The sequence below is a fragment of the Streptomyces sp. NPDC007929 genome, from assembly GCF_042959065.1.
GTDB lineage: Bacteria > Actinomycetota > Actinomycetes > Streptomycetales > Streptomycetaceae > Streptomyces.
Genome location: NZ_JBIBKD010000004.1, coordinates 23,798 through 42,879 on the forward strand (window position 1 = coordinate 23,798; position 19,082 = coordinate 42,879).

The window sequence follows — 19,082 nt, forward strand, 5'->3', positions numbered from 1 at the left end:
TTGGTCCTCAGTGCATACGGGCGTCGGTGTCGAAGAGCGCCAGTTCGTGGCTGTGCAGGAGGTGCTGAACAATGAAGCTTCGACCTGCGACTTTCCACAGGCCACGCCCTCGGTTGAGGTGCGCGATGGCGTCCATCTCGACGGAGGTCAGGCCGAGCAGGGAGGCTGCGGCGTGGAGCTGGTCGGTTTCCTGGCGGTAGATGATCCGGGTGCTGCAGTCGGCGAGGAGTCCCTCGGCCAGGGCGCGGCCTTGTGATCCGGCGTCGCCGGCGGTGAGCAGGTCGGACAGCCGGTGGATCACCATGAGGTTGGCGATGCCGAGGCCGCGGCTGAGCTTCCACTGGGCCTGCATCCGCTGGAGCAGGCCGACGTGCCGCATCAGGCGCCATGCCTCGTCGTACACGATCCAGCGCCGGCCGCCGCTGGGATCGGAGAGGGCGGATTCCATCCAGGCGCTCGCGCAGGTCATCGCCAGGACGAGGGCGGTGTCGTCCCCGGAGCCGCCCAGGCGGGACAGGTCGATGGTGAGCATCGGCGCGTTCGGATCGAATGCGACGGTGGAGGGGGCGTCGAACATGCCGGCCAGGTCGCCGTGGACCAGGCGCCGCATGGCGTGGGCCAAGTCTCGTGCTGCGTCGCCGAGTTGGCCCGACATCATCCCGGCTGTCTCGTCGAGCTCGTGGGGGTTGTTGAGGGCGGCGGCGACGTCGCCGAGGAGCGGGGTGCGGTGCGTGTCGGCGGCGCGGGTGACGACGGCGTCGAGGGCGACGTCCAGGGCGGTGTGCTCCATGGGCATCAGGTCCCGGCCCAGGATGGTGCGGGCAAGGGAGCCGAGCAGGAGCAGGCGCCGCTTGCGGATCTCGCCGACCCAGTCGGCCTCGGCCACGCTCTCCGGGCGCGGGGCCGCGTCCAGAGGGTTCAGGCGACCCGGCAGTCCGGGACCGAGGGCGACGGACCGGCCGCCGAGGGCTTCCGCCACCGGAGTCCACTCGCCCTTTGGGTCGCACGGGACGTAGACGCGGTATCCGAAGGCGACCGATCGCAGCGCGAAGGACTTGGCGAGGGCGCTCTTGCCCTGGCCGATCACGCCGGCGAGCAACAGGTTGGGGTTGGTGAATCCCTCGACGTTGCCGTACAGAGCGAATGGGTCGAAGACGAATGATGCTTCGGCGTGGACGTCGCGGCCGATGTAGATGCCCTCGGCGCCGAGTCCGCCTTCGGCGAGGAAGGGATAGGCGCCGGCCGCGACGGCGGTGGTCATGCGGTGGGCGGGAAGTTTCAGCCGGTTGTTGCGAGAGGAGGCGGGCCCGGGGCGTCCGCTCGGTGGGTAGAGCGGGGCGGGCATCTGGTGCTCGGCGGGCGTGCTTTCGCTCTGGTGGGCGCTGGCTTCGGCGCGGGCTTTGGCGGTGGCCTCGGCGAGCTGGCGGCGGGCGGCCTTGCGGCTGGCGCGGTCGGTGCCGTGGGGGGTGAACAGTGGGCTGGCGGACGCGCGGCGGGCGCGACGGGCGGGCCGGTGGCTCATCGGGGGCCCTCGATTCTGCGGGTGGTGCTCATCGCACGCAGGCCGTGGTGTGCGGGCGGAGGTCGGTGGGGGTGGTTTTGCGGCGGACTACGTGTCCGGCGGTGAGGTGGCGTTGGCAGATCGTCAGCACGGGCGGGCCCTCGGGGAGCCGTTCTGGATGGCAGGCGCTTGTCTCGGCGTCGGCCTGGGGTGTGCCGGGCAGCAGGTGGAAGGCGGCGTGGACTTCGCTGGTGGCCTGCCAGAGCCTGGTGTGGGCGGTTGCCAGGTGACGTCCGGCGGCCGGGTGAGGGGGCCGGGTGTTGTCGGCGAGCCGGTCCAGAAGCTGGAGCAGAGCGGTGAGGTGGGCGTGCAGCACGTCAAGGTGCAGACGATCTCCGGGCTTGGGCGGGTCCGCGTCCGACGGCGCTAGGGTCCGGGCGTGGTGGCGGATGCCGGCGCTCGCGGCGCGGAGGTAGGGGTGCGCGTCGTCGGGGCGCGTAGGAGAGGTCAAAGGTGGTGGTCCTTCCTGCCGGTAGGCAGGGTGGTGAGGGGCGCCCCGTCGGCGGTGATCCGGAGTGCGGTGGGTCGGGGTGCGCACGGGCGCCGTTGGTTCACAGGGCGGTGCGGGCGAGCGGGAGCGCGGTGAGGGCGAAGGCGTCGGGCTGCTGGTAGTTGAGCCGTCGGAGGTCGACGCCGGAGGTGACGGCGTGGGTCTCGATCTGTGCGCAGGCGGCGTCCAGGAGGGCGTCGGTCTCGGCGGTGACGGTGACCAGGCCGGTCAGTGCGACGTCCGCGTGTCCGGCGATGAGCTGGCGTTCGCGGGTTTTGACGTCGGCGTACTCGACGGAGTCCTCTTCGGAGTCGACCTGTCCGCGGCGTGCGCGCTCGTTGGCGTCGGCGATGATCGCGGCCTTCTTGCGCTGGACGTCCCGCAGTGCGGACTCGAGTCCCTGCGGTACGTATATAAGGGAGAGGCTGCGGCGCACGCCGGCCGTGAACATCAGCCCGTGCAGGAACCCGGCCCCCATCTCGGTCCTCGGCCAGTTCTCCACCCAGTACGTCGCGTGTCGTGCGCTGTCGGTGGCGAGGCGGTCGTACTCCTCGAACTGCACGACGGGACCGGCGGCTGCGGGGTCGGCTTCGGCGCGGCCGGTCTCGGACCACTGCTGGAGCGCGGCGAGGGCCTTCGGGTCGTAGGCGGTGCGAATGACGGCGGCGATTTCCCGCGCGCTCAGCCAGCCGGTGACCTGGAGCCCTGCGGTGCGGGCGGCCTGCGCGATGGACGCGGTGGTCTGCTTCATGACGGTGAACGCCCCGGGCAGCCCTCCGCCTGCCTGGTTGATCAGGCGCCGGGCGGCCTTGAGGTCGAGGGAGATGGCGAGGTAGGTCTCGTGCGGGGCGGCGGCAGGGCCGGCAGAGGAGACCAGCTCGGAGTAGATCTGTCCGGCGACGGGGGTCTGGGGCTGCCCGTTGTGGGTCCAGTGGCGGGTGAGGGTGTCGCCCGAGTCGGGGACGGTGCGTTCCAGCACCTGCACGGTGGCGACGTGCCCGGTGCGGGCGATGCCCGCGAGCGCGCGTCCCCAACTGCTCACGTTGTGGTTCTGGGTGGCAGGGTCGAGGAGGGCGAAGGCGCGGCTGGTGACGCGGGCGATGGCGGTCAGGGTCTGCTGGTGCGGGTCGTGGACGGCTGCGGCGCCGTTGGCGGAGTCGCCGGGGGTGACCACCTTGAGGGAAGCGGCGGTGCCGGGCAGATGGAGGACGCCGTCCTGCCGGGGACGGGTGACGGGCCGAGCGAGCCACAGGGTCTGGCCGGTGCGGCGACGGTGCGCATACCGGGTGACAATCGGCGCCCAGTCGATCAGGGAGCGGCCATGCCGGCGGATCGCGACGAGTGCCCCGGATGCCGCCCACAGCGGTGCCAGGGCGACGGCGCCGAGCAGCCCGGTGGAGATCACCGTCATCAGCAGCAGGGCCAGCATGCAGGAGACGAGTACGAGTTGGGGCAGGGAGAGGCCGAGGAGGATGCCGCGGCGGCTCCGGTGCGGGAACTTCACCGTGACCGGGGCGACGGAAAGATCAGTCAAGGGGCGGGTCCTGGAGGCGCGGGTGGAACCCGGGGGCGGGAGGGCGCGTGCACATCCCGCCCCCGGGGATCGGTCAGGGAATCAGGGGCCGGTCGGAGGCGGCGGGGGCCCGCTCGCCCCGCTCGACGGGGCATTCTGCGTGCCGGAGGACAGGGGTGCGCCCTGCGGCGGCGGTGTCGTCGTCGGCGGAGTGGACTGCCATCCGCCGCTCTGCCCAGACGCGGCACTCGCGTCGGATCCGCCAGGCCCCGGGCTGCCGCCCACCTGGCCGCTGGTGTCGTCGGACACGCTCGTCGGCGCGGGCTGGACGGCCTTCTCCAAGCCGGACTTGACCGCGTCGCCGCCGGGCGAGGCACCCGTTCCGCCGCTCTGCGCTCCCTCCTTGCCCTCGCCGCCTCCGCCGGTCGGGTCGGCGGCGATGTCGCCAGGGAAACCGCCTCCGGCAGCAGCCTCACTGCCCAGCGCTGCGGCGCCTGCTCCGGCGGCAGCGCCACCGGTTCCGGCGGTGGCCGCAGCGGCGGCGGTCTTACGGGCGGCCTTCTCGGCGTGAGCCTTGGCCATCTGGGCCCCAGCGCCACCGGCCCGGTGGATGGACTCGCCGTCGGTGCCTTCGGCTGCCCAGTGCACGAACTTGAAGACGGCGTACGGGCACAGCAACACCAGAATCATGATCACGATGCCGGACATCACGTCGGCCAGAGCGGCGATACCATCGCCGGCCTCAGTCTTGCCCATGGCGGCGATACCGAGCACGAAGATCACGGTCATCAGCAGCTTGGAGACGACGAGCGTGGCGGTGGCTTCGATCCAGCCCCTGCGCCAGCGGCGCGCGACCTCCCAGCCACCGCCGGCGGACGCGAAGACGGCCAGGGTGACCATGACGAGGATGCCGACCTTGCGGACCATCATCACGCACCAGTAGAGGAACGCGCCGATGGCGGCGCCGAGACCGGCGACTGCCGCCACGAGCCAGCCCAGTGCGGACAGGCCCGGAATCTGGCCGACCTTCACGATGCGGCGCACAGCCGACTCGATGTTCAGATTCGCTGTCTTGAACAGGCCGGCAGACAGGGCGTCGACCACTTCGACGGCGACCGTGGTCAGGGCGATGGCGCAGAAGGCGAACAGGACGCCCGACATGGTGCCGGTGAACGCTTGTGTCAGAGCTTGTCCGTCGCGCCTGACGGCGGCTCGGACCAGCTGCGCGCAGAACGTCGCGACCAGCAGAACCAGGCCAAGCGGCAGCAACATCTCGTAGTTGTCCAGGAACCACCCGGCGTTCAGATCGACCTTGGTGGTGGTGTTGACTGCCACGGCCGCCAGCTCGGCTGCGGCGGCTGCCAGTTCACCGGCGGACTTCGCCATCCAGTCGCCCATGGCCTTGGCGGGGTCCGAGGCGAAGTCGACCGCGTCACCGACGGCGCACAGCTTGTCTGCCAGGGGGAAATCACAGAAACCCACGGGGAGTTACTCCTCCATTCTTATGTCAGGCGCGGGTCACTGCGTGACGCTCGGTGCGATGGCGGCCAGGGTGCAGTCGTGGTTCGGGCGGCACTGGACGGCGAGTGTCACGGCCCGTTCCTCGGCCCCTCCGCCACCCTTCTTCCAACTGAGCGTCTGCTTGCCGTCGACGGTGACGACGTAGATGTACGCCTCGGTGATCCCGGACGGGTCGTCGGCCAGGGCCGCCTTGAAGGCGGACGGGTAGTGGCCCTCGGTGACGCTGGCGGTCGCGCGCTGGTCCTGGTCGGCCATCCGCGACCACAGCACTGGATCGGGAACCTGGCCGGAGACCGAGGCCCAGTCGGCGTACTTGGGCTCCGTGGTCATCCAGGCGCGCATTCCGGCGAGCTGCTGGTCGCGGCTGGTGTCGCGGGTGTCGTACGACCACAACATCCGGGCCGCCGCCTTGGCGTAGGCGACCGGCTCGGCGATCTGCGGAGGCTTGGGCACCGAACCGGATCCGGAGGAAGGCTTCGGGGCGGCCTCGGTGGAGGACGGGCTGTCAGCCGGGGCGGGCGCGGCGGTGCCCGGGGCCGGGTGGCTGTTCCCACCGCCGGTCAGCAGGGCGACGATCCCGGCGATGGCGAGCAGGACTGCGACTACGCAGGTGACGATCGCGATGCGCCGGTTGGCCGACCAGCCCGAGCCGTACGAGGACAGCGAAAAGGAGGGGGATCGTTTCCGCATCAGTGGACCTGCGACCCCAGGCCGGAGAAGAAGGCCACGATTCCGTTCGCGGCACCCAACCCGAGGGCAGCGCCGGCGGCCACGACCGCGCCCTTCTTACCGTTGGCTTCGGCCTGGTGACCACCGGTGTGGTGACCCCAGGCCCAGACGCCGAGCGAGACGGCGAGGGCGCCGACGACGGCGATGATCCCGAACATGTTGATGCTGTTGACGACGTTCTTCAGCACACTCAGCCCGGGCAGTCCGCCGCCTTTGGGTGAGATTCCTGGGTCGTAGGCGAGCTGGATGACGCGGTCTGCGAGAGGGACGGACATAGGTGTGGCAGGGCTCCTTGCATACGCGGGGCCAGGCGAGGGCCGGCGGGAAAGGGGGAAAGCGGAGGGGGAGGTGCGCTCGGAGCGCGGAAGTGGCCGCGGCGGCGCCCCGCCCGGACCGGCGTCGGGCAGAGGCGGGGCAGAGTCCACTCCTAGGGCCGGGGCGCGGCTTCGAAGCCGCTTTTTCGGCTCGGGGCCAGGGAGGGCTGCCGGGGCGTGCTACTTCGGGATCGACGGCTTCGGCGCCGGGTTCGACCCGTACGGGTTGGCGCAGTCGTAGATCATGTATCCGCGGATCTTCTTGCCGTCGGACTTCCGGGTCACCGTGCCGCGGGTGTACCAGGTCTTCTCTGCGTGCTTGTACGCGAACTGGTTATAGGTGACCTTGTCGTGCCGGTAGGCGATGCCCACGACGGTGGATTTCTTCGAAGGGTCCTTGCGGACCTTGACCGCCTTGCACGAGATCGTCGTGTGGCCGGTGTCGTACGCCTGGGCTGTGGAGGCGCTGGCTAGGCCGCTGACCGCAACTGCGAGGCCGATCGAGCTGGCCGCGAGGGCGCGCCGGACGCGGGGGTGGATTGTCACGTGGATGCTCCGGGGTGTTGAGGGATAGGGAGTGGGCCGTCGGCTCGTCCTGCTGGGCGGCCGTCGGGCGAAGCGGTCGAGAGAGATGGGGAGTCGGCCACCGAGCCCAGCTATCGGGCAGACCGCCGGCGAGGTCCTGGTGACGGCGGCTCGCGGGCCTGCGGGCTGTTCGGGATCAGATGACGCGGCGGGCGGCGAGGATCGTCCAGTCCTTGATCGGGGTGATCCGGACCGGCTTGGTGGTGCGCGGCGCCTCGATCACGAGGCCCTTGCCCATGTACATGCCGACATGCTCGGGCTGTGCGGCGGTGCCCCGGCTGAAGATCAGGTCCCCGGGCTCAAGTTGGGAGGGCGAGACCGCATTGCCCTCGTTGACCTGCGTGTACGTGGTGCGGGTGAGCGTTACGCCGGCATGCGCGTACGCCTGCTGCATCAGGCTGGAGCAGTCGCAGCGGCCCATGGGGTCGGGCCCGTGCGAGTTCGTGCAGGAGCCGCCCCACTGGTAGAGGGTGCCGAGCTGCTGCATCGCCCACGTGATGGCCTTACGGGCCCTCGGATGGGCGTCCTTGGGGATCGAGTAGCCCTTCGGGACGCTCCCCTCGGGGATGCGGCCGAAGCCGGAACCGTCCTCGCCCGGCGCGCAGCCGGTCGTACTGGTCGACGGCTTCTTGTCCTGGTCTGTGCCCTTGCCCTCCGCGTCACCGCCGCCGGGGAAGGTCTTGGCGATGGCGGCCTGCAGCGCGGTGGCGAGCTCTTCCCACTGCGCGTACGCGTCTGGCAGGCCGGACTTCTGCACGGCTTGGGCGGCCTGGGTGACGGTCATCTGCTGCCACCCGCTCACTTTGAGCAAGTGCTTGTAGAACTGCTCGCTCGCGTAGGTGGGGTCGCGGATCTGCTCGGCGCTGCCCCAGCCCTGGGAAGGGCGCTGCTGGAAGAGGCCGAGGGAGTCGCGGTCGCCGTAGGCGAGGTTGCGCAGTCGGCTCTCCTGCATCGCCGTGGCGAGCGCGATGATCTGTCCCTTCTTGGGGACATCGAGGGAGAGGCCGGCGGCCACGATCGTCTGGGCGTTGGGGACCTGCTCGGCGGGCAGGTCCAGGCCCTCGACGTGCACGTCCTTGCCGGAGGCGCCGTCGAGGATCTTGGTGACCTGTTCGGCGACCTTGTCGCTGTCGATGTCGCTCAGGCAGCTGCTGAAGGAGCCGCTGCTCTGCACGGCGTCGGCCGAGGAGGCCAGCATCATGCCGGTGCCGGCGATCAGGATCGGGGACAGGAAGACGACGCCGATGCCGGCGGCGAGCCCCTTCAATCCGAGCGGACCGCTCGCCGGTCAGCGGTTTCGGGCATGGGTGGGTAGCGAGACATCATGAACGTGTCCTTGGGGGTGCGGTGTCCGGCGTACCGCGTGCGCGAGGCGTCTCGGAAGGGCGCGGCAGCCGGGGTGGGCGATCGGGACGGGCCGGTGCGGGGCGAGTTGCCGCTCGCTCCGCGTGGCCGGACCGTGAGCTAGGTGTGCCGGGGCAAGGGGTACCTCCGTGAGGTGTGGCAGGGGAGTGGCCGGCGGCGGTGTGCGCCGGGCGGTTCAAAAACAGTAGGCGCGGATCGGCGGTTGACCAAAAAGTCGGCGTGAGGTGCCGGAAACCGATACCTCGACAGGGCACTTCTTGGTCGTCGGCGGTTTCGCCTCTACAGTTTTTGGACTCCCCTCGCCCTCCTCGGTCTGCGGCCCTGGGCTTCTGCATGCCCACTTCCGGCCCGCGAGGACTCCTGAGCGAGGCGATTATTTCCCTCCGCCTTTCCGCACCCGAATAGGGGTTCCTCTTTGCCTTTTTCCTTTCACCAGGGAGACGCTCTGGCCGTTCTCTCCGGTCTTCCGGACGGCTGCGTCGACTCTGTCATCACCGACCCGCCGTACAACAGCGGAGGGCGGACCGCGAAGGAGCGCACCACGCGCTCCGCGAAGCAGAAGTACACCTCCGCCGATTCCAAGAACGACCTTGCCGACTTCACCGGCGAGAACATGGACCAGAGGTCCTACTCGTTCTGGCTGACGCAGATCATGACCGAGGCTCACCGCCTCACCAAGACCGGCGGGACGGCCCTGCTGTTCACCGACTGGCGCCAGCTCCCGACGACGACGGACGCGATCCAGGCGGCCGGATGGCTGTGGCGCGGTGTCCTGGCCTGGCACAAGCCGCAGGCCAGGCCCCAGAAGGGCCGGTTCACCCAGAACTGCGAGTTCATCGTCTGGGCCAGCAAGGGGCCGATCGACGGCTCCCGCAACCCCGTCTATCTGCCTGGCACGTACTCGGCTTCGCAGCCCTCTGGCGCGAAGCGCCAGCACATCACGCAGAAGCCGGTCGAGGTGATGCGCGAGCTGGTCAAGATCAGCCCCGAGGGCGGCACGGTCCTCGACTTCTGCGCCGGCTCCGGCTCCACGGGCGTGGCCGCCCTGCTGGAAGGCCGGGACTTCATCGGCGTGGAGAAGACCGAGCACTACGCGTCGATCGCGGCCGACCGGCTCACCGAGACGATCCACGCAACCCTCACGCAGGACGACGTGGTTCTCACAGCCTGAGCCGCGTCCTTGCCCGTCGCCAAGGCGACCAGCTCCCAGGCGTAGCCGTCGGCGGAATACCGCCGGAGGAACGTGCAATCCGCCGACGGTGCCGCGAGAGTGCGCCCCCGCACTTCCCTCATTCCGCGTCTCGTAGGAGGCCGAACTTCTCAATGCCCGAATCCGCAAAACCTGCCGACGATGGAGAGACGGAGCCGATTCGTATTCCGGATCCGCAGCTGGAGGGAATCGAGGCGAGCGTGCGGCGGCTCATGGAGCAGTCGGCGCAACAGGCTCAGCAGCTCGACCACCTAGCGTCCGCCCCGTCGCCGAGTGGATCACTGTCCGCCGCGTTCGGCATGCCGGGACTCGGCGGCCCGCCGGCCGCCGCTCCACCGGAGCCCCGCCCGATCCTGGAACTGGACGGAGAGGAACGCGAGGACGAACTCGACGCCCTGTCCGACTGGGTCGACGACTTCTTCCTCCCGGTCTACGGGGCGGAGGTCACCACCGCGGCGCCCTGGTGCCTGCAGTGGCAGGAGCACGACGACGTCGTGGCCTGGCTCCATGCCTTGTGGCTCGCCTACCAGCAGCACAAGGACCCCGAAGCCGGGCTCTCCGGCCTGTTCGTGTGGCACCGAGACTTCCTCACCCACGCCGTCGCGGCGATCCGCGCACCCGGCGGCCCGCTGTCGGCCTGCATGACCTCTCCCGACCGGCCCGCACACCGTCTCCTGCCCGGCCCGCCGCCGTCAGTACGGACGGATACGGCGGCCACGGCGGAAGCCGCTGACCAGGACGAGCCGGCGTCATGACCGCGGGACAGGGACAGCCCGCCTTCGGACTGAGCTTCGATCCGCGCGCGCTGACCGATCTTCTCCAGGCCCCCAGCGACATACGCGACCTCACCCTTGCCTACCTGCAGGAAGTCGTGAACGCGCAGCGCTTCGGGCTGCGCCTCGACGGTGATCTGGAGGGCTGTCGAAAGCTGTTCGTGGACTCCCGCAAGGACTGGCGTGTCGTCTACGCCGTCCGGCCGGCGCCCGCGGAGTCCGCCCACCACAAGGAGATCCACGTCGTCGCGATCCGGCCGCGCGCGGGCAACGACGTCTACGACGAGGTCGGCCGCCGTCTGGGCATGACTCGCCGGCCGCTGAGCGCCCGCACCCACGCGGCACGCTCCCGTTCCCCGCAACTGGCCGCCCGCGCGCCCGTGCCCCGGCCCGGTCCGCCGCCCACTGCGCCACCGGGTCTGCCCCGTCCCGCACCGAACCCCGCGCACCATCCCACCCGCTGAACGCACGGAGCGTCGCCTATGCCCCCTGAACCCGCGCCGACACCCTCCCGGCGTGCGGTCTCCCCTCTCGACCATCGCCTCGAAGCCGCCACCGGGCACGACATCGACACCCTGTGGGCCTACCGCGACCGCGGCGTCCTCGACGAGCAGCACGCCCAACTGGTGGACCGGCACCGGAAGCTGGCCAAGACCCAGACTGGCGTCATCTTCCATCTGCGCCTCCTCAACCGCCTGTCCAGCGGCGAGTTCGACATCGACGGCGCTCTGTTCACGCGTATCGACCGCACCGTGGACCAGTTGGAAGAGGCTGCCGACGCGCGGGACGCCGCTGCACGGGATGTGCTCGCCGCCCTGGAGCCCATCGGAGCCGCAGCAGCGTCCGTCGCGCCCGACGCGCAGCAGCTCTCGACTGACGACCCGGCGGCGCTGCTCGCCATCGCCGGCGTCGCCAAGCTCTACGAACACCTGCTGACCGGCCGGATGTCCGTCGCAGCCGCCTCCGGCACCCGCATCCCCCACACCAAGCTACGGCGGTTGGAGGACGCCGGCCTAGTCGCCCAGGACACCGGCCACCCCGTACACGCTGGCCAGCCGGTCGCGCTCACCGACGCCGGAAGAGCCGCGCTGTTCGCCGCCCGCCGGGCCCCCACGACGCAGACGCCGAAGGTCCCAGCTCGCCCCGGCACATCGCCGTCCACTCCGGCGCAGCGGCGCTGAACTCCACCGAAAGGCCCCTTGTTGTCTCCCACCGAACCGGCGCCGGTCCGGAAGTCCATCCCTCAAGTCGACTTCGATCTGGACGACCTCGACGCCGACGAGGAGAGGTACCTCGACTTCTACCGCAAGGTCGGCGTCCACGAGGACATGCTCGTCCCCCTCGCCGAACATCACGACGGTCCGCACAGCTACTACGTCCTGTTCGACCGCACCGCGACCTGGGGACACCCCGGCATGCCCCAGGTGCTCGCCGTGCATCTGCAACGGGACCACGAGAAGCGGACGTTCAGCTTCGAGAAGGCCCCGCTGCCGCTGCCCGCGATGGCGCAGTCCTGGCTCATCCACCGCGGCTGCCCGCACGATGCCATCGGCCTCGACCCCGAGCTGGGCCCGCCGCCGGCTGACGAGGCCACGCGAGCACTGGAGCGACGCCTCGCCGGCGACGGCGACCACTACGCCATGGGCTACTCCTACACGAGCGACGACCCGGACGACATGGTCGTCGTCGTGGCACTGCGTGCCCTGGACGAACGCGCCCCGTCGCCGTTCCGCGTTGTGGTCGAAGAGGTCGACACCGACACCTGGACGCACACCCTGCGCGAGGGCGGCTTCGACACGGTCGACGAGGCCCTGCAGTGGTGCGACGACCGGCTCACCGGCGAGGCCGGCCCTCTCCCGCCGGTCCGCCCGGCAGCCGCCGCCAGCCGCCCGGCCGGTGTGGCGAAGGCCCCTGCCCCGCGCCCACCAGGCCGTTCGCGCTGAGCGCTCAGCCCGACGAGGGCGGCGCAACATAGCCGACGATCGCCGGTTAGCCAAACCGGCGATTCTCCGGACTCTTATACAGCCGCCGGGACAACCCCCGCGGCGCCCTTCCACACATTCCCCACGCCTTCACGGAGGCTTCTTCCGCATGCGCTCCACCCGAATTGCCATATCCGCGGCGATGCTCGGCGCACTCGCGCTGCCGGTGCTGTCCGCCACCTCCGCCAGCGCCGCGACCGTACCTACCGCAGCAACCGCCGCCCCCGCCGTCAGCTGCCACAACCTGCCGCCGCTCCCGTACGCGGTGCACGCCAAGGCCGTGACCATCCGGTCCAAGGCCAGCTCGAAGTCCACGGCGCTCGGCGTGCTCTACAAGAGCCACAAGTTCACCGTCTCCAAGAAGAGCGGCAACTGGCTCTACATCACAGACAAGACGACCGGCGTCAAGGGCTGGGTCTCCGGCACGTACGTCTACCGCGACGTCCGTATGTGCCTGGACTGACCAGGCTTCAGCACCTCCCGGCAAGCGGCTGATCTGCCGAGTACGGGGCCCCTCACATTCCCTACGCATCAGCCTATCCAGAACAGGAGATCCCCCTTGTCCGACGGCATAACCGAGGGTTCTGCGGATGTCGTGGGCGTGCTCACCGAACGGATCGAAGCGCGCTTCGACATGGGCATGGACCAGTTGAAGGCCGCGGTCGCCGCCGCGCCGACCGCGAACCCTGACGCCAGCGACGTCGTCAAGTGGCACGGCCTTCTCGTCGAGGCCCAGTCCGTGCTGGAGCGCGCGGAGGACGACCTCCTCGCCGCACTGCAGACCCAGCCCAGCGAGGTCGACGACCCGACGATGGGCCTCGCCCACCGGGTGAACGCGGCCGTCACTGCCCGCGACGGCCGGGCCATGGTGGTGCGATGGCTCCTCGACCCGAACGCCCCGGGGAAGAAGGACCTCGCCGCAGAGCGCCTCGCCCGCCTTCGGCCCCGCCCCGGGCCTGCGGTGCAGACCAGCGCCCCCAACCGGCCAGCGGGTTCAACCGCACCGGCGACGGCCTGGCGGTCGGCAAGGGCCGCCCGATGAGCCGGGACAAGGCCAGCACCATGGACGCCGACCTGCAGAAGGTCTTCGGTAAGCCGGTCCTCGAGCTGTACGAGGCGGCTGCCGACTACGATGCCTCGCCCGCGCTCGCCCGGGCCCTGGAACTGCGGTCCTTCCTGGCGCTCACCGAGGAGCAGGTCGCCCGCGTCCGCGACCGCGTCCACGCCGACATGGATCCGGACCGCAACATGGGCGAACTGTCGGCGGACAAGCTCCGCTTCGACGCGCAGTGGCTGGACGCGGCACTGAAGGCCCGCGACGGCTACCGCGCCGCCCTCGGCGAGCTGCTGCGCACCATGCCCCCGCCCGCCCAGCAGGCCCGGCCCGTACGAACGGCTCAGCTCAGGGCCACCGCAACCCTGCCCCCGTCTGCCGCCCCGGCACCCCAGCGTGCCGGGGCGGCCCGGGCCCGCCGACCGTGAAAGCCCCCGATTGCCCCACCCCACGTCCACCGACATAGCTGGACGGATCGAGGACCTGTACGGCGCACCGCTCGCCGACCTCGAAGCCCACGCCCAGGACCAGCCGCCCGGCATGCTCTCCGCCCTGCTCGGCATGCACGACGACCTTGCCCTCGCCGAGCGCAGCATCGACTTCCACCGCGACCACCTCGCCCGGCTCATCCACCCTGAACGGCAGATCGGCCCGCACGAGGTCTCCCACCTCCTCGACGGGACCCGCCGGCTCGCCGAAGCCGTCGCCGTCCGCGAGGTCCAGGCCAAATCGGTCGCCGCCGTCCTGCAGAGCCTGGCCCGCGTCCCGGCCCCGACGCCTGTCCCGCCAGCTCCCTCGCCACCTGCTCCGGCTCCGCCTCTTGCGGCGCCGAGTCCGGCGCAGAGCCGCTGACTCGCAGGCGATCCCACCTTTCATGCACCCTGGAGTTCCTCCCTTGGCCATCACCGCTCTGCCCCCTGACACCGACGCCGACATCGCCCGGGTCACCGAGGCCCTGGCCATGATCACCCCGCGCTGGAACGTCCGGATCATGCTGGCCCTCTCCGGCCCGCCGCTGCGCTACAGCGAGCTGGCGGCCAAGGTGTCCTGGCTGCAGAACGGCCAGCTCCACCCCAAGCTCAAGGCGCTGTGCGACGCGGGCCTTGTCGAGCGCACCGAACACACCGCACGCCATGTGACCTACGGGCACACCGAGCGTGGTGTCGCCCTGCTGCCGGTGCTTCCGATGATCGTCACCTGGGCCGAGGAGCATCTGGAGACCGCGGACCGACCGCTGCCCGCGATCGAGCAGATCGAGGACAGCCTCACCCTGCTCACCCGGCGGCACGCCGCCGCCATCCTGTGGGTGCTCAAGTCCCGTGGCGAGGTTAGCGGACGGGCCCTTGCCCGCATCGTGATGCCCAGCAGCGACTGGACCAACGTGTACCCGCCGCTGCGGCAGCTCGTCGCCGACGGCCTGGTCGACACCGAGGGCATCGGCTGGCCCTACCGGCTGTCCGCGGCGGGCGACGGCCTGAGCCCCGTTCTCGGCGCTCTGTCCGCGTGGTCCGCCGGGCAGCCCCTCAACCACGCGGGCCAACACCCGGTCTGGGGGCACCCGCAGGCGAAGCCCGCGCCGAGGCCGTGGGTCAGCAGCCCGTCCTGGCCAGCCCCCGCAGCCCTCCCGCAGGCCCGGACAGGGGAGTCCTCTCAGGCGTGGCACAGCCGCGATCTCTTCTCGCACGCCACGACCGCCCGCCCGAAGGCGGTCATCCAGGCGGGAGGTCCGCGCCGATGACCACCCCCTTCACCACCGCCGAAGTACGCAACGCGGTCGAGCTGCTGGCGTCGCGCTCCTTGATCCGCCTGGTCACCGAGATCGACGACAACGGAGCGATACCGCCACGCCGACTGGCCGCCACCCTCCCCGACCTCTCCTCGCATCACCTGCGCCGCGCTGCCGAAGCGGCCCGTGCCCACGGTCTCGTCCGGACCGCACCCGGCGCCGGCCTGGAACTCACCGCTTGTGGAGCGGAGTTGGCCGACCTGTACGACGCGGCTGCGCGCTGGGCCCGACACCACGCCTACCCGGCACCGGTCTGCGAGTTCAGTAGTCGCATCCGTCACGTGCTCGACCTCCTGGCGCCTTCGCTCACGGCCGAGCGCGCCAACGGCCTGTCGTGGCCGTCCGCCACGCGACGGCCCAGCGACGAGGCCGAGGCGGACCTTGCCCGCCCTCGCGCTCTCCTGATCCAGTGGCTGGCTGGCAACCCCCAGGTCACCCGGGTGCTCGAGCCCGAGCCGGCCGCGTGAGCGCAGCAGTTACACCCCGGCATGCACGCCACGCCGCCGGGCTGATGCACAGCATCTACCTGCCGCGCACGGCGGACGCCCTCGCGTTCGCCATGTCCACCTACGGCATCCCGCTTCTGGTCCTGGCCACCACGCGCTCCGCCGCGCTGACGGGCGCCGCGTTCGCTCTGGAATGGATCCCGCGTCTGGCGGCGTTCGGGTGGGCTGGATCGATCGTCGACCGGCGTGGGGCGGCCGTCGTCTTCCACCTCGCCTCCCTGGGACGCGCGCTGGCCCTCGCCGCTGGCGCAGCCCTGCTCCACCTCCACCCAACCGGCACCGTCGCGACCGCGACCGTGATGGTCCTCGCGGCGACCACCGGCGTGCTCACCGAGTTCAGCTACATTGCTGCCGAGACCGCGGGTGCCGCCGCCGGCCGCCGAGCGGGGGCGCAGGCCCACCGCGTCCAGGCCGTCCTGCTCGGCATTGACCAGACCGCGACCCTGGCCGGCCCGGCGCTCGCCGGGGTACTCCTGCTCGCCGGGCCGACGTCGATGCTCGCGGTGATCACCGTGCTCTCGCTTCTCGCCGCGCTGCTCGCCCTGCGCACACCCCCCTCGCCCGTCGCCCCGGCCCGCGCGCCGAAGGGGAGGTCTAGCTCCGGACTCCTCACCGGGTGGCGCACCATCCGCTCTCTTCCCGCGCTCGGCTGGCTCGTGACCGGGCTGACCCTGTCCAACCTGGCCATCGGGCTGCTCCAAGCGGCCGGTCCCGTGATGGTCGTCCAGCGCTTCGGGCAGTCCACCACTGCCGTCGGCCTGGTCTGGTCCGCAGCCGCCGGAGCGACGCTCCTCAGCGTCGCGCTCTGCCGGTTCGCGCTCGACCGTCTGGGCCTTTGGCCGGTCGGCGCCGCCTGCGCGGCCCTCGCCTCGCTCGCCTGTCTCGCCGCGGCCCAGGCCCCCGACTACCTGTCCTACCTGGTCCTTGTCGCGGTCCTCATGGCGGCCGAGGGCGGCATGACGGTCGTGCTGCGCACCCTGCGCTCCCGCCTGATCCCCCCGGAGAAGTTCGGCAGCACCCTGTCGGCGACCATCCTCATCCTCCTGCTGCCCTTCCCCATCGCCGGCGTGCTCACCGCGCTCACCCCGCCCGACGCGCTGGGCCACGTCATCACCGCGTGCGCCGCCCTGCAGGCCCTCGGCCTCTTCTGCGCCTTCGCCCGCCTGCGCACCGATCCCGCCCTGCACGCCTGACCCTGCTGCGCCCAGCCTGTGGAGAACCTCATGCCCACCGCCGTCCTCAAGACGAACCGCGCGAGCGGTCGCACCATCACCGAACAGTTCAACGCCTTCGACGCACACAACCCGCACGTCTACCGCGCTCTGGAACGCATGGCCGCCCGCCGCCTGGCCGCCGGCGCCACACGGGTCAGCCTCAAGGACCTCTTCGAAGACCTGCGCCGCCAACTCCCGTACGGCGTCGCCGGGCTGAACAACAACTTCACCGCCCTCTACGCCCGCCGCCTGATCGACGACCACCCCCACTGGGCCGGGGCGTTCGAGCTGCGCCGCCGCCGTGCCGCCTGAGACACCCCTCTCTTCTCCCGTCCTGCCGTCCACCGATACGGAGAACCCCTTCTTGTCCGCACGTCCCCTCGTGCTCGTCGTTTCTCCCGGCGACGAGACCTATCGCGGCTACCTCCTTGAGCAGGTGGCCGCCGCGTACGACGTCGTCTTGCTCACCGGCGCCGAGCCGTCGTGGGAGAAGCCGTTCATCGTCGACCACGCCGTAGTCGACCTGACCGACCCCACCGCACTGCTTGCCGCCGGCCGGGCCCTGGCCGAGCGCCACGACCTCGCCGGCGTGGTCACCTGGGACGAGTGGCACCTCGTCCCCACAGCCCGCCTTGCTCGCGCGCTCGGTCTGTCCTCGACGTCCGTCGAGGTGATGCGGGCCTGCCGCAACAAGGCCACCGCCCGCACCCTCTTCGCCCGCCACGGAGTGCCGTCGGCCGCCTCGATGAAGGCGCGGACCCTGCTGGAGGCTGGCCTTGCGACCATGACGCTGGGCTACCCCGCCGTCATCAAGCCCGCCGCGTCCGCCGGCAGTATCGGCGTGATCCGCGTCGATCAGCCCGAAGAACTGCCTGGGGCCTTCGAGTTCGCCTCCGCAGGTGCGAGCCGCAGCCGCGAGGACACCGGCGTCCTGGTCGAGGAGTACCTCGACGGGCCGGAAGTCTCCGTCGAGTGCGTCACCCATCGCGGCGCGACCACAGCGGTCGCCGTGACCCGCAAGCACCTGGGCCCCGCACCGTACTTCGTCGAGACTGGCCACACCGTCGATGCCGCCGACCCGCTCCTGGACCAGGTCGCCCCGGCAGCCGCTGCTGCGGTCAAGGCCCTGGGCGTTACCGAAGGCGTGCAGCACGTCGAGCTGCGCCTGGTGGACGGCAGGCCCCGGCTGATCGAGGTCAACGCACGCGTCGGCGGCGACATGATCGGCCACCTCGTCCGCCTCGCCACCGGCATCGACTTGCCCAAGGCCGCCGCCGACCTTGCCTGCGGCCGTGCACCGGACCTCACCCCCACCCGCAGCGCAGCCGCAGGCATCCACATGCTCTACCCGGACGCCTCCGGCACCCTCACCGCACGGCACATCAACCAACCCTTCGCCGCCCACACCCCGTGGCTGCGGCAGATCCAGTGGATCCGCGAGATCGGCGAGCAGCTCCTCCTGCCGCCCGACGGCGACCTGTTCACCGCCCGGGCCGGGTTCTACATCGTCACCGGCCGCAGCACCGCCGAGGTCACCGACCGCCTCGATATCGCCGCCGACGAGATCACCATCGCCACGAGGACGGACCGATGAGCCACCAGCCCGATCCGCGCTGCGACATTGACGGCGACGTCTACGTCTCCCCGCGCTATCTCGCCTCCACCACCGGGACCGGTGACCCCGCCCTCGCGCCGCTGCTCGACCTCGGTTGGGACCTCCGGTACGACGAGGACTCCAACGTGTACGTAAGCGCTCCCGACCGACGAGTGCGCCTGGGCTACCTGCCCGAAGGCGAAGACGACGGGCTCTGGCGCATCAACGCCTACAAGGACTCGTTCGGCCCGCCGGCATGGGGCGTCTGTTTCAACGACCGCGTCCCCACCGAGTTCGTCCAGGCATTCACCACTGTCCTCGCTACGGCGTACGAGCAGGGGCCGGACGCCTACCTCGCCCGGCCGGTCTCCGGCATCGACGAGCACGATCCCTTTCTCGCCGTCGTCCCGCTCCTGAAACAGGGCTGGGAGATCGACCGCCCGCGCTGGGGCGTCTTCGCGGTCCAGGCACCGGACGGGCTCGCCGGCATGGAGTTCACCACCGGCGACCTCGATCCGGAGGCCGAGCTGACGACGCGGGACGCTCGCTGGCAGCTGTGGGCGGGCAAGTCCATCGACCGGCCCGTCTGGTACGCCACGGCCAGCACCGACATCCCCGTCGCCCTGCTCACCGCCGTCACCGAGTGCGTCGCCGATCCGGCTCCGCTGCCCCGCTGGCGCGAGGAGACCTTCAGCTACATCAAGGGGATGGCCCAGCTCACCCCGATCCTTCCGCCAGGACCGCCGGCCCCCACCCCGCTCGACGTGCAGCGGGCCGTCGCATCCCGCCGCCCGGCCGCGCTCCCCGCTCCCAGCGTCCCGCGCTGGAGCACCGCCAGCCGACCGGCCCTGCCCGGCCCACGCCGGTAGGACCAGCCCAACCCCG

The 19,082-nt window shown here is 71.0% G+C and carries 23 protein-coding genes; 15 read left to right on the top strand and 8 right to left on the bottom strand.

The window, feature by feature from the left end:
• Positions 1 to 7: 7 nt before the first annotated feature.
• The 8 genes from ACFZDE_RS13705 to ACFZDE_RS13740 form a co-directional block, all read right to left on the bottom strand.
• A complete protein-coding gene (locus ACFZDE_RS13705; RefSeq protein ID WP_391199973.1) occupies positions 8 to 1,522 on the bottom strand; it encodes a VirB4 family type IV secretion system protein in 1,515 nt (504 codons plus the stop codon).
• 28 nt (positions 1,523 to 1,550) lie between these two features.
• Positions 1,551 to 2,012: a DUF6238 family protein gene (locus ACFZDE_RS13710; RefSeq protein WP_306688685.1), complete on the bottom strand. Its 462-nt coding sequence runs from the start codon at positions 2,010 to 2,012 to the stop codon at positions 1,551 to 1,553.
• A gap of 100 nt (positions 2,013 to 2,112) precedes the next feature.
• Positions 2,113 to 3,585: an SCO6880 family protein gene (locus tag ACFZDE_RS13715; RefSeq protein ID WP_189722368.1), complete on the bottom strand. Its 1,473-nt coding sequence runs from the start codon at positions 3,583 to 3,585 to the stop codon at positions 2,113 to 2,115.
• A gap of 81 nt (positions 3,586 to 3,666) precedes the next feature.
• The gene (locus ACFZDE_RS13720) at positions 3,667 to 5,046 is read right to left on the bottom strand and encodes an ATP-binding protein (RefSeq protein ID WP_391199974.1); all 1,380 of its coding nucleotides are present in this window, start codon (positions 5,044 to 5,046) and stop codon (positions 3,667 to 3,669) included.
• Positions 5,047 to 5,082: 36 nt separating this feature from the next.
• Entirely contained in the window at positions 5,083 to 5,775 is a 693-nt protein-coding gene (locus ACFZDE_RS13725) for a hypothetical protein (protein WP_391199975.1), read from the bottom strand.
• Positions 5,775 to 6,089 carry a DUF6112 family protein gene (locus ACFZDE_RS13730; RefSeq protein ID WP_011031268.1) on the bottom strand — a complete coding sequence of 105 codons (315 nt, stop codon included), beginning with the start codon at positions 6,087 to 6,089 and terminating at the stop codon, positions 5,775 to 5,777. The genes ACFZDE_RS13725 and ACFZDE_RS13730 overlap by 1 nt, the downstream gene beginning before the upstream one ends.
• Before the next feature lie 219 nt (positions 6,090 to 6,308).
• Positions 6,309 to 6,674 carry a hypothetical protein gene (locus ACFZDE_RS13735; RefSeq protein WP_391199976.1) on the bottom strand — a complete coding sequence of 122 codons (366 nt, stop codon included), beginning with the start codon at positions 6,672 to 6,674 and terminating at the stop codon, positions 6,309 to 6,311.
• Positions 6,675 to 6,849: 175 nt separating this feature from the next.
• Positions 6,850 to 7,980, bottom strand: coding sequence for an NlpC/P60 family protein (locus tag ACFZDE_RS13740; RefSeq protein ID WP_391199977.1), 1,131 nt, complete (start codon positions 7,978 to 7,980; stop codon positions 6,850 to 6,852).
• A gap of 513 nt (positions 7,981 to 8,493) precedes the next feature.
• Here ACFZDE_RS13740 and ACFZDE_RS13745 point away from each other — a divergent pair.
• The 15 genes from ACFZDE_RS13745 to ACFZDE_RS13815 all read left to right on the top strand — a co-directional run bounded on the left by ACFZDE_RS13745 (position 8,494) and on the right by ACFZDE_RS13815 (position 19,066).
• Positions 8,494 to 9,249, top strand: a complete 756-nt coding sequence (locus ACFZDE_RS13745) for a DNA methyltransferase (RefSeq protein ID WP_391199978.1) — start codon at positions 8,494 to 8,496, stop codon at positions 9,247 to 9,249.
• Between the two features lie 251 nt (positions 9,250 to 9,500).
• Entirely contained in the window at positions 9,501 to 10,043 is a 543-nt protein-coding gene (locus ACFZDE_RS13750) for a DUF4913 domain-containing protein (protein WP_391200493.1), read from the top strand.
• Positions 10,040 to 10,525, top strand: coding sequence for a hypothetical protein (locus ACFZDE_RS13755; RefSeq protein ID WP_020271124.1), 486 nt, complete (start codon positions 10,040 to 10,042; stop codon positions 10,523 to 10,525). Before ACFZDE_RS13750 ends, ACFZDE_RS13755 begins: the two co-directional genes overlap by 4 nt.
• An 18-nt stretch (positions 10,526 to 10,543) precedes the next feature.
• Positions 10,544 to 11,242, top strand: coding sequence for a hypothetical protein (locus ACFZDE_RS13760; RefSeq protein ID WP_391199979.1), 699 nt, complete (start codon positions 10,544 to 10,546; stop codon positions 11,240 to 11,242).
• Positions 11,243 to 11,260: 18 nt separating this feature from the next.
• Positions 11,261 to 12,004, top strand: a complete 744-nt coding sequence (locus tag ACFZDE_RS13765) for a hypothetical protein (protein ID WP_391199980.1) — start codon at positions 11,261 to 11,263, stop codon at positions 12,002 to 12,004.
• A gap of 148 nt (positions 12,005 to 12,152) precedes the next feature.
• Positions 12,153 to 12,506, top strand: coding sequence for an SH3 domain-containing protein (locus tag ACFZDE_RS13770; protein WP_358323023.1), 354 nt, complete (start codon positions 12,153 to 12,155; stop codon positions 12,504 to 12,506).
• Between the two features lie 96 nt (positions 12,507 to 12,602).
• Positions 12,603 to 13,085 (top strand): hypothetical protein, encoded by a 483-nt coding sequence (locus ACFZDE_RS13775; RefSeq protein WP_391199981.1) that lies wholly within the window; start codon positions 12,603 to 12,605, stop codon positions 13,083 to 13,085.
• Positions 13,082 to 13,525, top strand: a complete 444-nt coding sequence (locus ACFZDE_RS13780) for a hypothetical protein (RefSeq protein WP_358323017.1) — start codon at positions 13,082 to 13,084, stop codon at positions 13,523 to 13,525. The genes ACFZDE_RS13775 and ACFZDE_RS13780 overlap by 4 nt, the downstream gene beginning before the upstream one ends.
• A 10-nt stretch (positions 13,526 to 13,535) precedes the next feature.
• Positions 13,536 to 13,949, top strand: a complete 414-nt coding sequence (locus tag ACFZDE_RS13785; protein WP_181361252.1) for a hypothetical protein — start codon at positions 13,536 to 13,538, stop codon at positions 13,947 to 13,949.
• Between the two features lie 43 nt (positions 13,950 to 13,992).
• Positions 13,993 to 14,835: a winged helix-turn-helix transcriptional regulator gene (locus tag ACFZDE_RS13790; protein WP_391199982.1), complete on the top strand. Its 843-nt coding sequence runs from the start codon at positions 13,993 to 13,995 to the stop codon at positions 14,833 to 14,835.
• A complete protein-coding gene (locus ACFZDE_RS13795; protein ID WP_306688707.1) occupies positions 14,832 to 15,350 on the top strand; it encodes a regulator in 519 nt (172 codons plus the stop codon). Before ACFZDE_RS13790 ends, ACFZDE_RS13795 begins: the two co-directional genes overlap by 4 nt.
• Positions 15,351 to 15,394: 44 nt before the next feature.
• A complete protein-coding gene (locus tag ACFZDE_RS13800; RefSeq protein WP_020271114.1) occupies positions 15,395 to 16,582 on the top strand; it encodes an MFS transporter in 1,188 nt (395 codons plus the stop codon).
• Positions 16,583 to 16,612: 30 nt separating this feature from the next.
• Positions 16,613 to 16,915 (top strand): hypothetical protein, encoded by a 303-nt coding sequence (locus tag ACFZDE_RS13805; RefSeq protein WP_387582122.1) that lies wholly within the window; start codon positions 16,613 to 16,615, stop codon positions 16,913 to 16,915.
• Positions 16,916 to 16,967: 52 nt separating this feature from the next.
• A complete protein-coding gene (locus ACFZDE_RS13810; protein ID WP_391199983.1) occupies positions 16,968 to 18,197 on the top strand; it encodes an ATP-grasp domain-containing protein in 1,230 nt (409 codons plus the stop codon).
• Positions 18,194 to 19,066 (top strand): DUF317 domain-containing protein, encoded by an 873-nt coding sequence (locus ACFZDE_RS13815; RefSeq protein WP_391199984.1) that lies wholly within the window; start codon positions 18,194 to 18,196, stop codon positions 19,064 to 19,066. Before ACFZDE_RS13810 ends, ACFZDE_RS13815 begins: the two co-directional genes overlap by 4 nt.
• Positions 19,067 to 19,082 lie beyond the last annotated feature (16 nt).

What these genes read in the sequence shown, in the direction of transcription:
- ACFZDE_RS13705 (WP_391199973.1), bottom strand. Translation starts at nt 1,522, where the DNA reads ATGAGCCACCGGCCCGCCCGTCGCGCCCGCCGCGCGTCCGCCAGCCCA.
- ACFZDE_RS13725 (WP_391199975.1), bottom strand. Translation starts at nt 5,775, where the DNA reads ATGCGGAAACGATCCCCCTCCTTTTCGCTGTCCTCGTACGGCTCGGGC.
- ACFZDE_RS13730 (WP_011031268.1), bottom strand. Translation starts at nt 6,089, where the DNA reads ATGTCCGTCCCTCTCGCAGACCGCGTCATCCAGCTCGCCTACGACCCA.
- ACFZDE_RS13750 (WP_391200493.1), top strand. Translation starts at nt 9,501, where the DNA reads ATGGAGCAGTCGGCGCAACAGGCTCAGCAGCTCGACCACCTAGCGTCC.
- ACFZDE_RS13755 (WP_020271124.1), top strand. Translation starts at nt 10,040, where the DNA reads ATGACCGCGGGACAGGGACAGCCCGCCTTCGGACTGAGCTTCGATCCG.
- ACFZDE_RS13760 (WP_391199979.1), top strand. Translation starts at nt 10,544, where the DNA reads ATGCCCCCTGAACCCGCGCCGACACCCTCCCGGCGTGCGGTCTCCCCT.
- ACFZDE_RS13770 (WP_358323023.1), top strand. Translation starts at nt 12,153, where the DNA reads ATGCGCTCCACCCGAATTGCCATATCCGCGGCGATGCTCGGCGCACTC.
- ACFZDE_RS13780 (WP_358323017.1), top strand. Translation starts at nt 13,082, where the DNA reads ATGAGCCGGGACAAGGCCAGCACCATGGACGCCGACCTGCAGAAGGTC.
- ACFZDE_RS13795 (WP_306688707.1), top strand. Translation starts at nt 14,832, where the DNA reads ATGACCACCCCCTTCACCACCGCCGAAGTACGCAACGCGGTCGAGCTG.
- ACFZDE_RS13800 (WP_020271114.1), top strand. Translation starts at nt 15,395, where the DNA reads ATGCACAGCATCTACCTGCCGCGCACGGCGGACGCCCTCGCGTTCGCC.
- ACFZDE_RS13805 (WP_387582122.1), top strand. Translation starts at nt 16,613, where the DNA reads ATGCCCACCGCCGTCCTCAAGACGAACCGCGCGAGCGGTCGCACCATC.
- ACFZDE_RS13815 (WP_391199984.1), top strand. Translation starts at nt 18,194, where the DNA reads ATGAGCCACCAGCCCGATCCGCGCTGCGACATTGACGGCGACGTCTAC.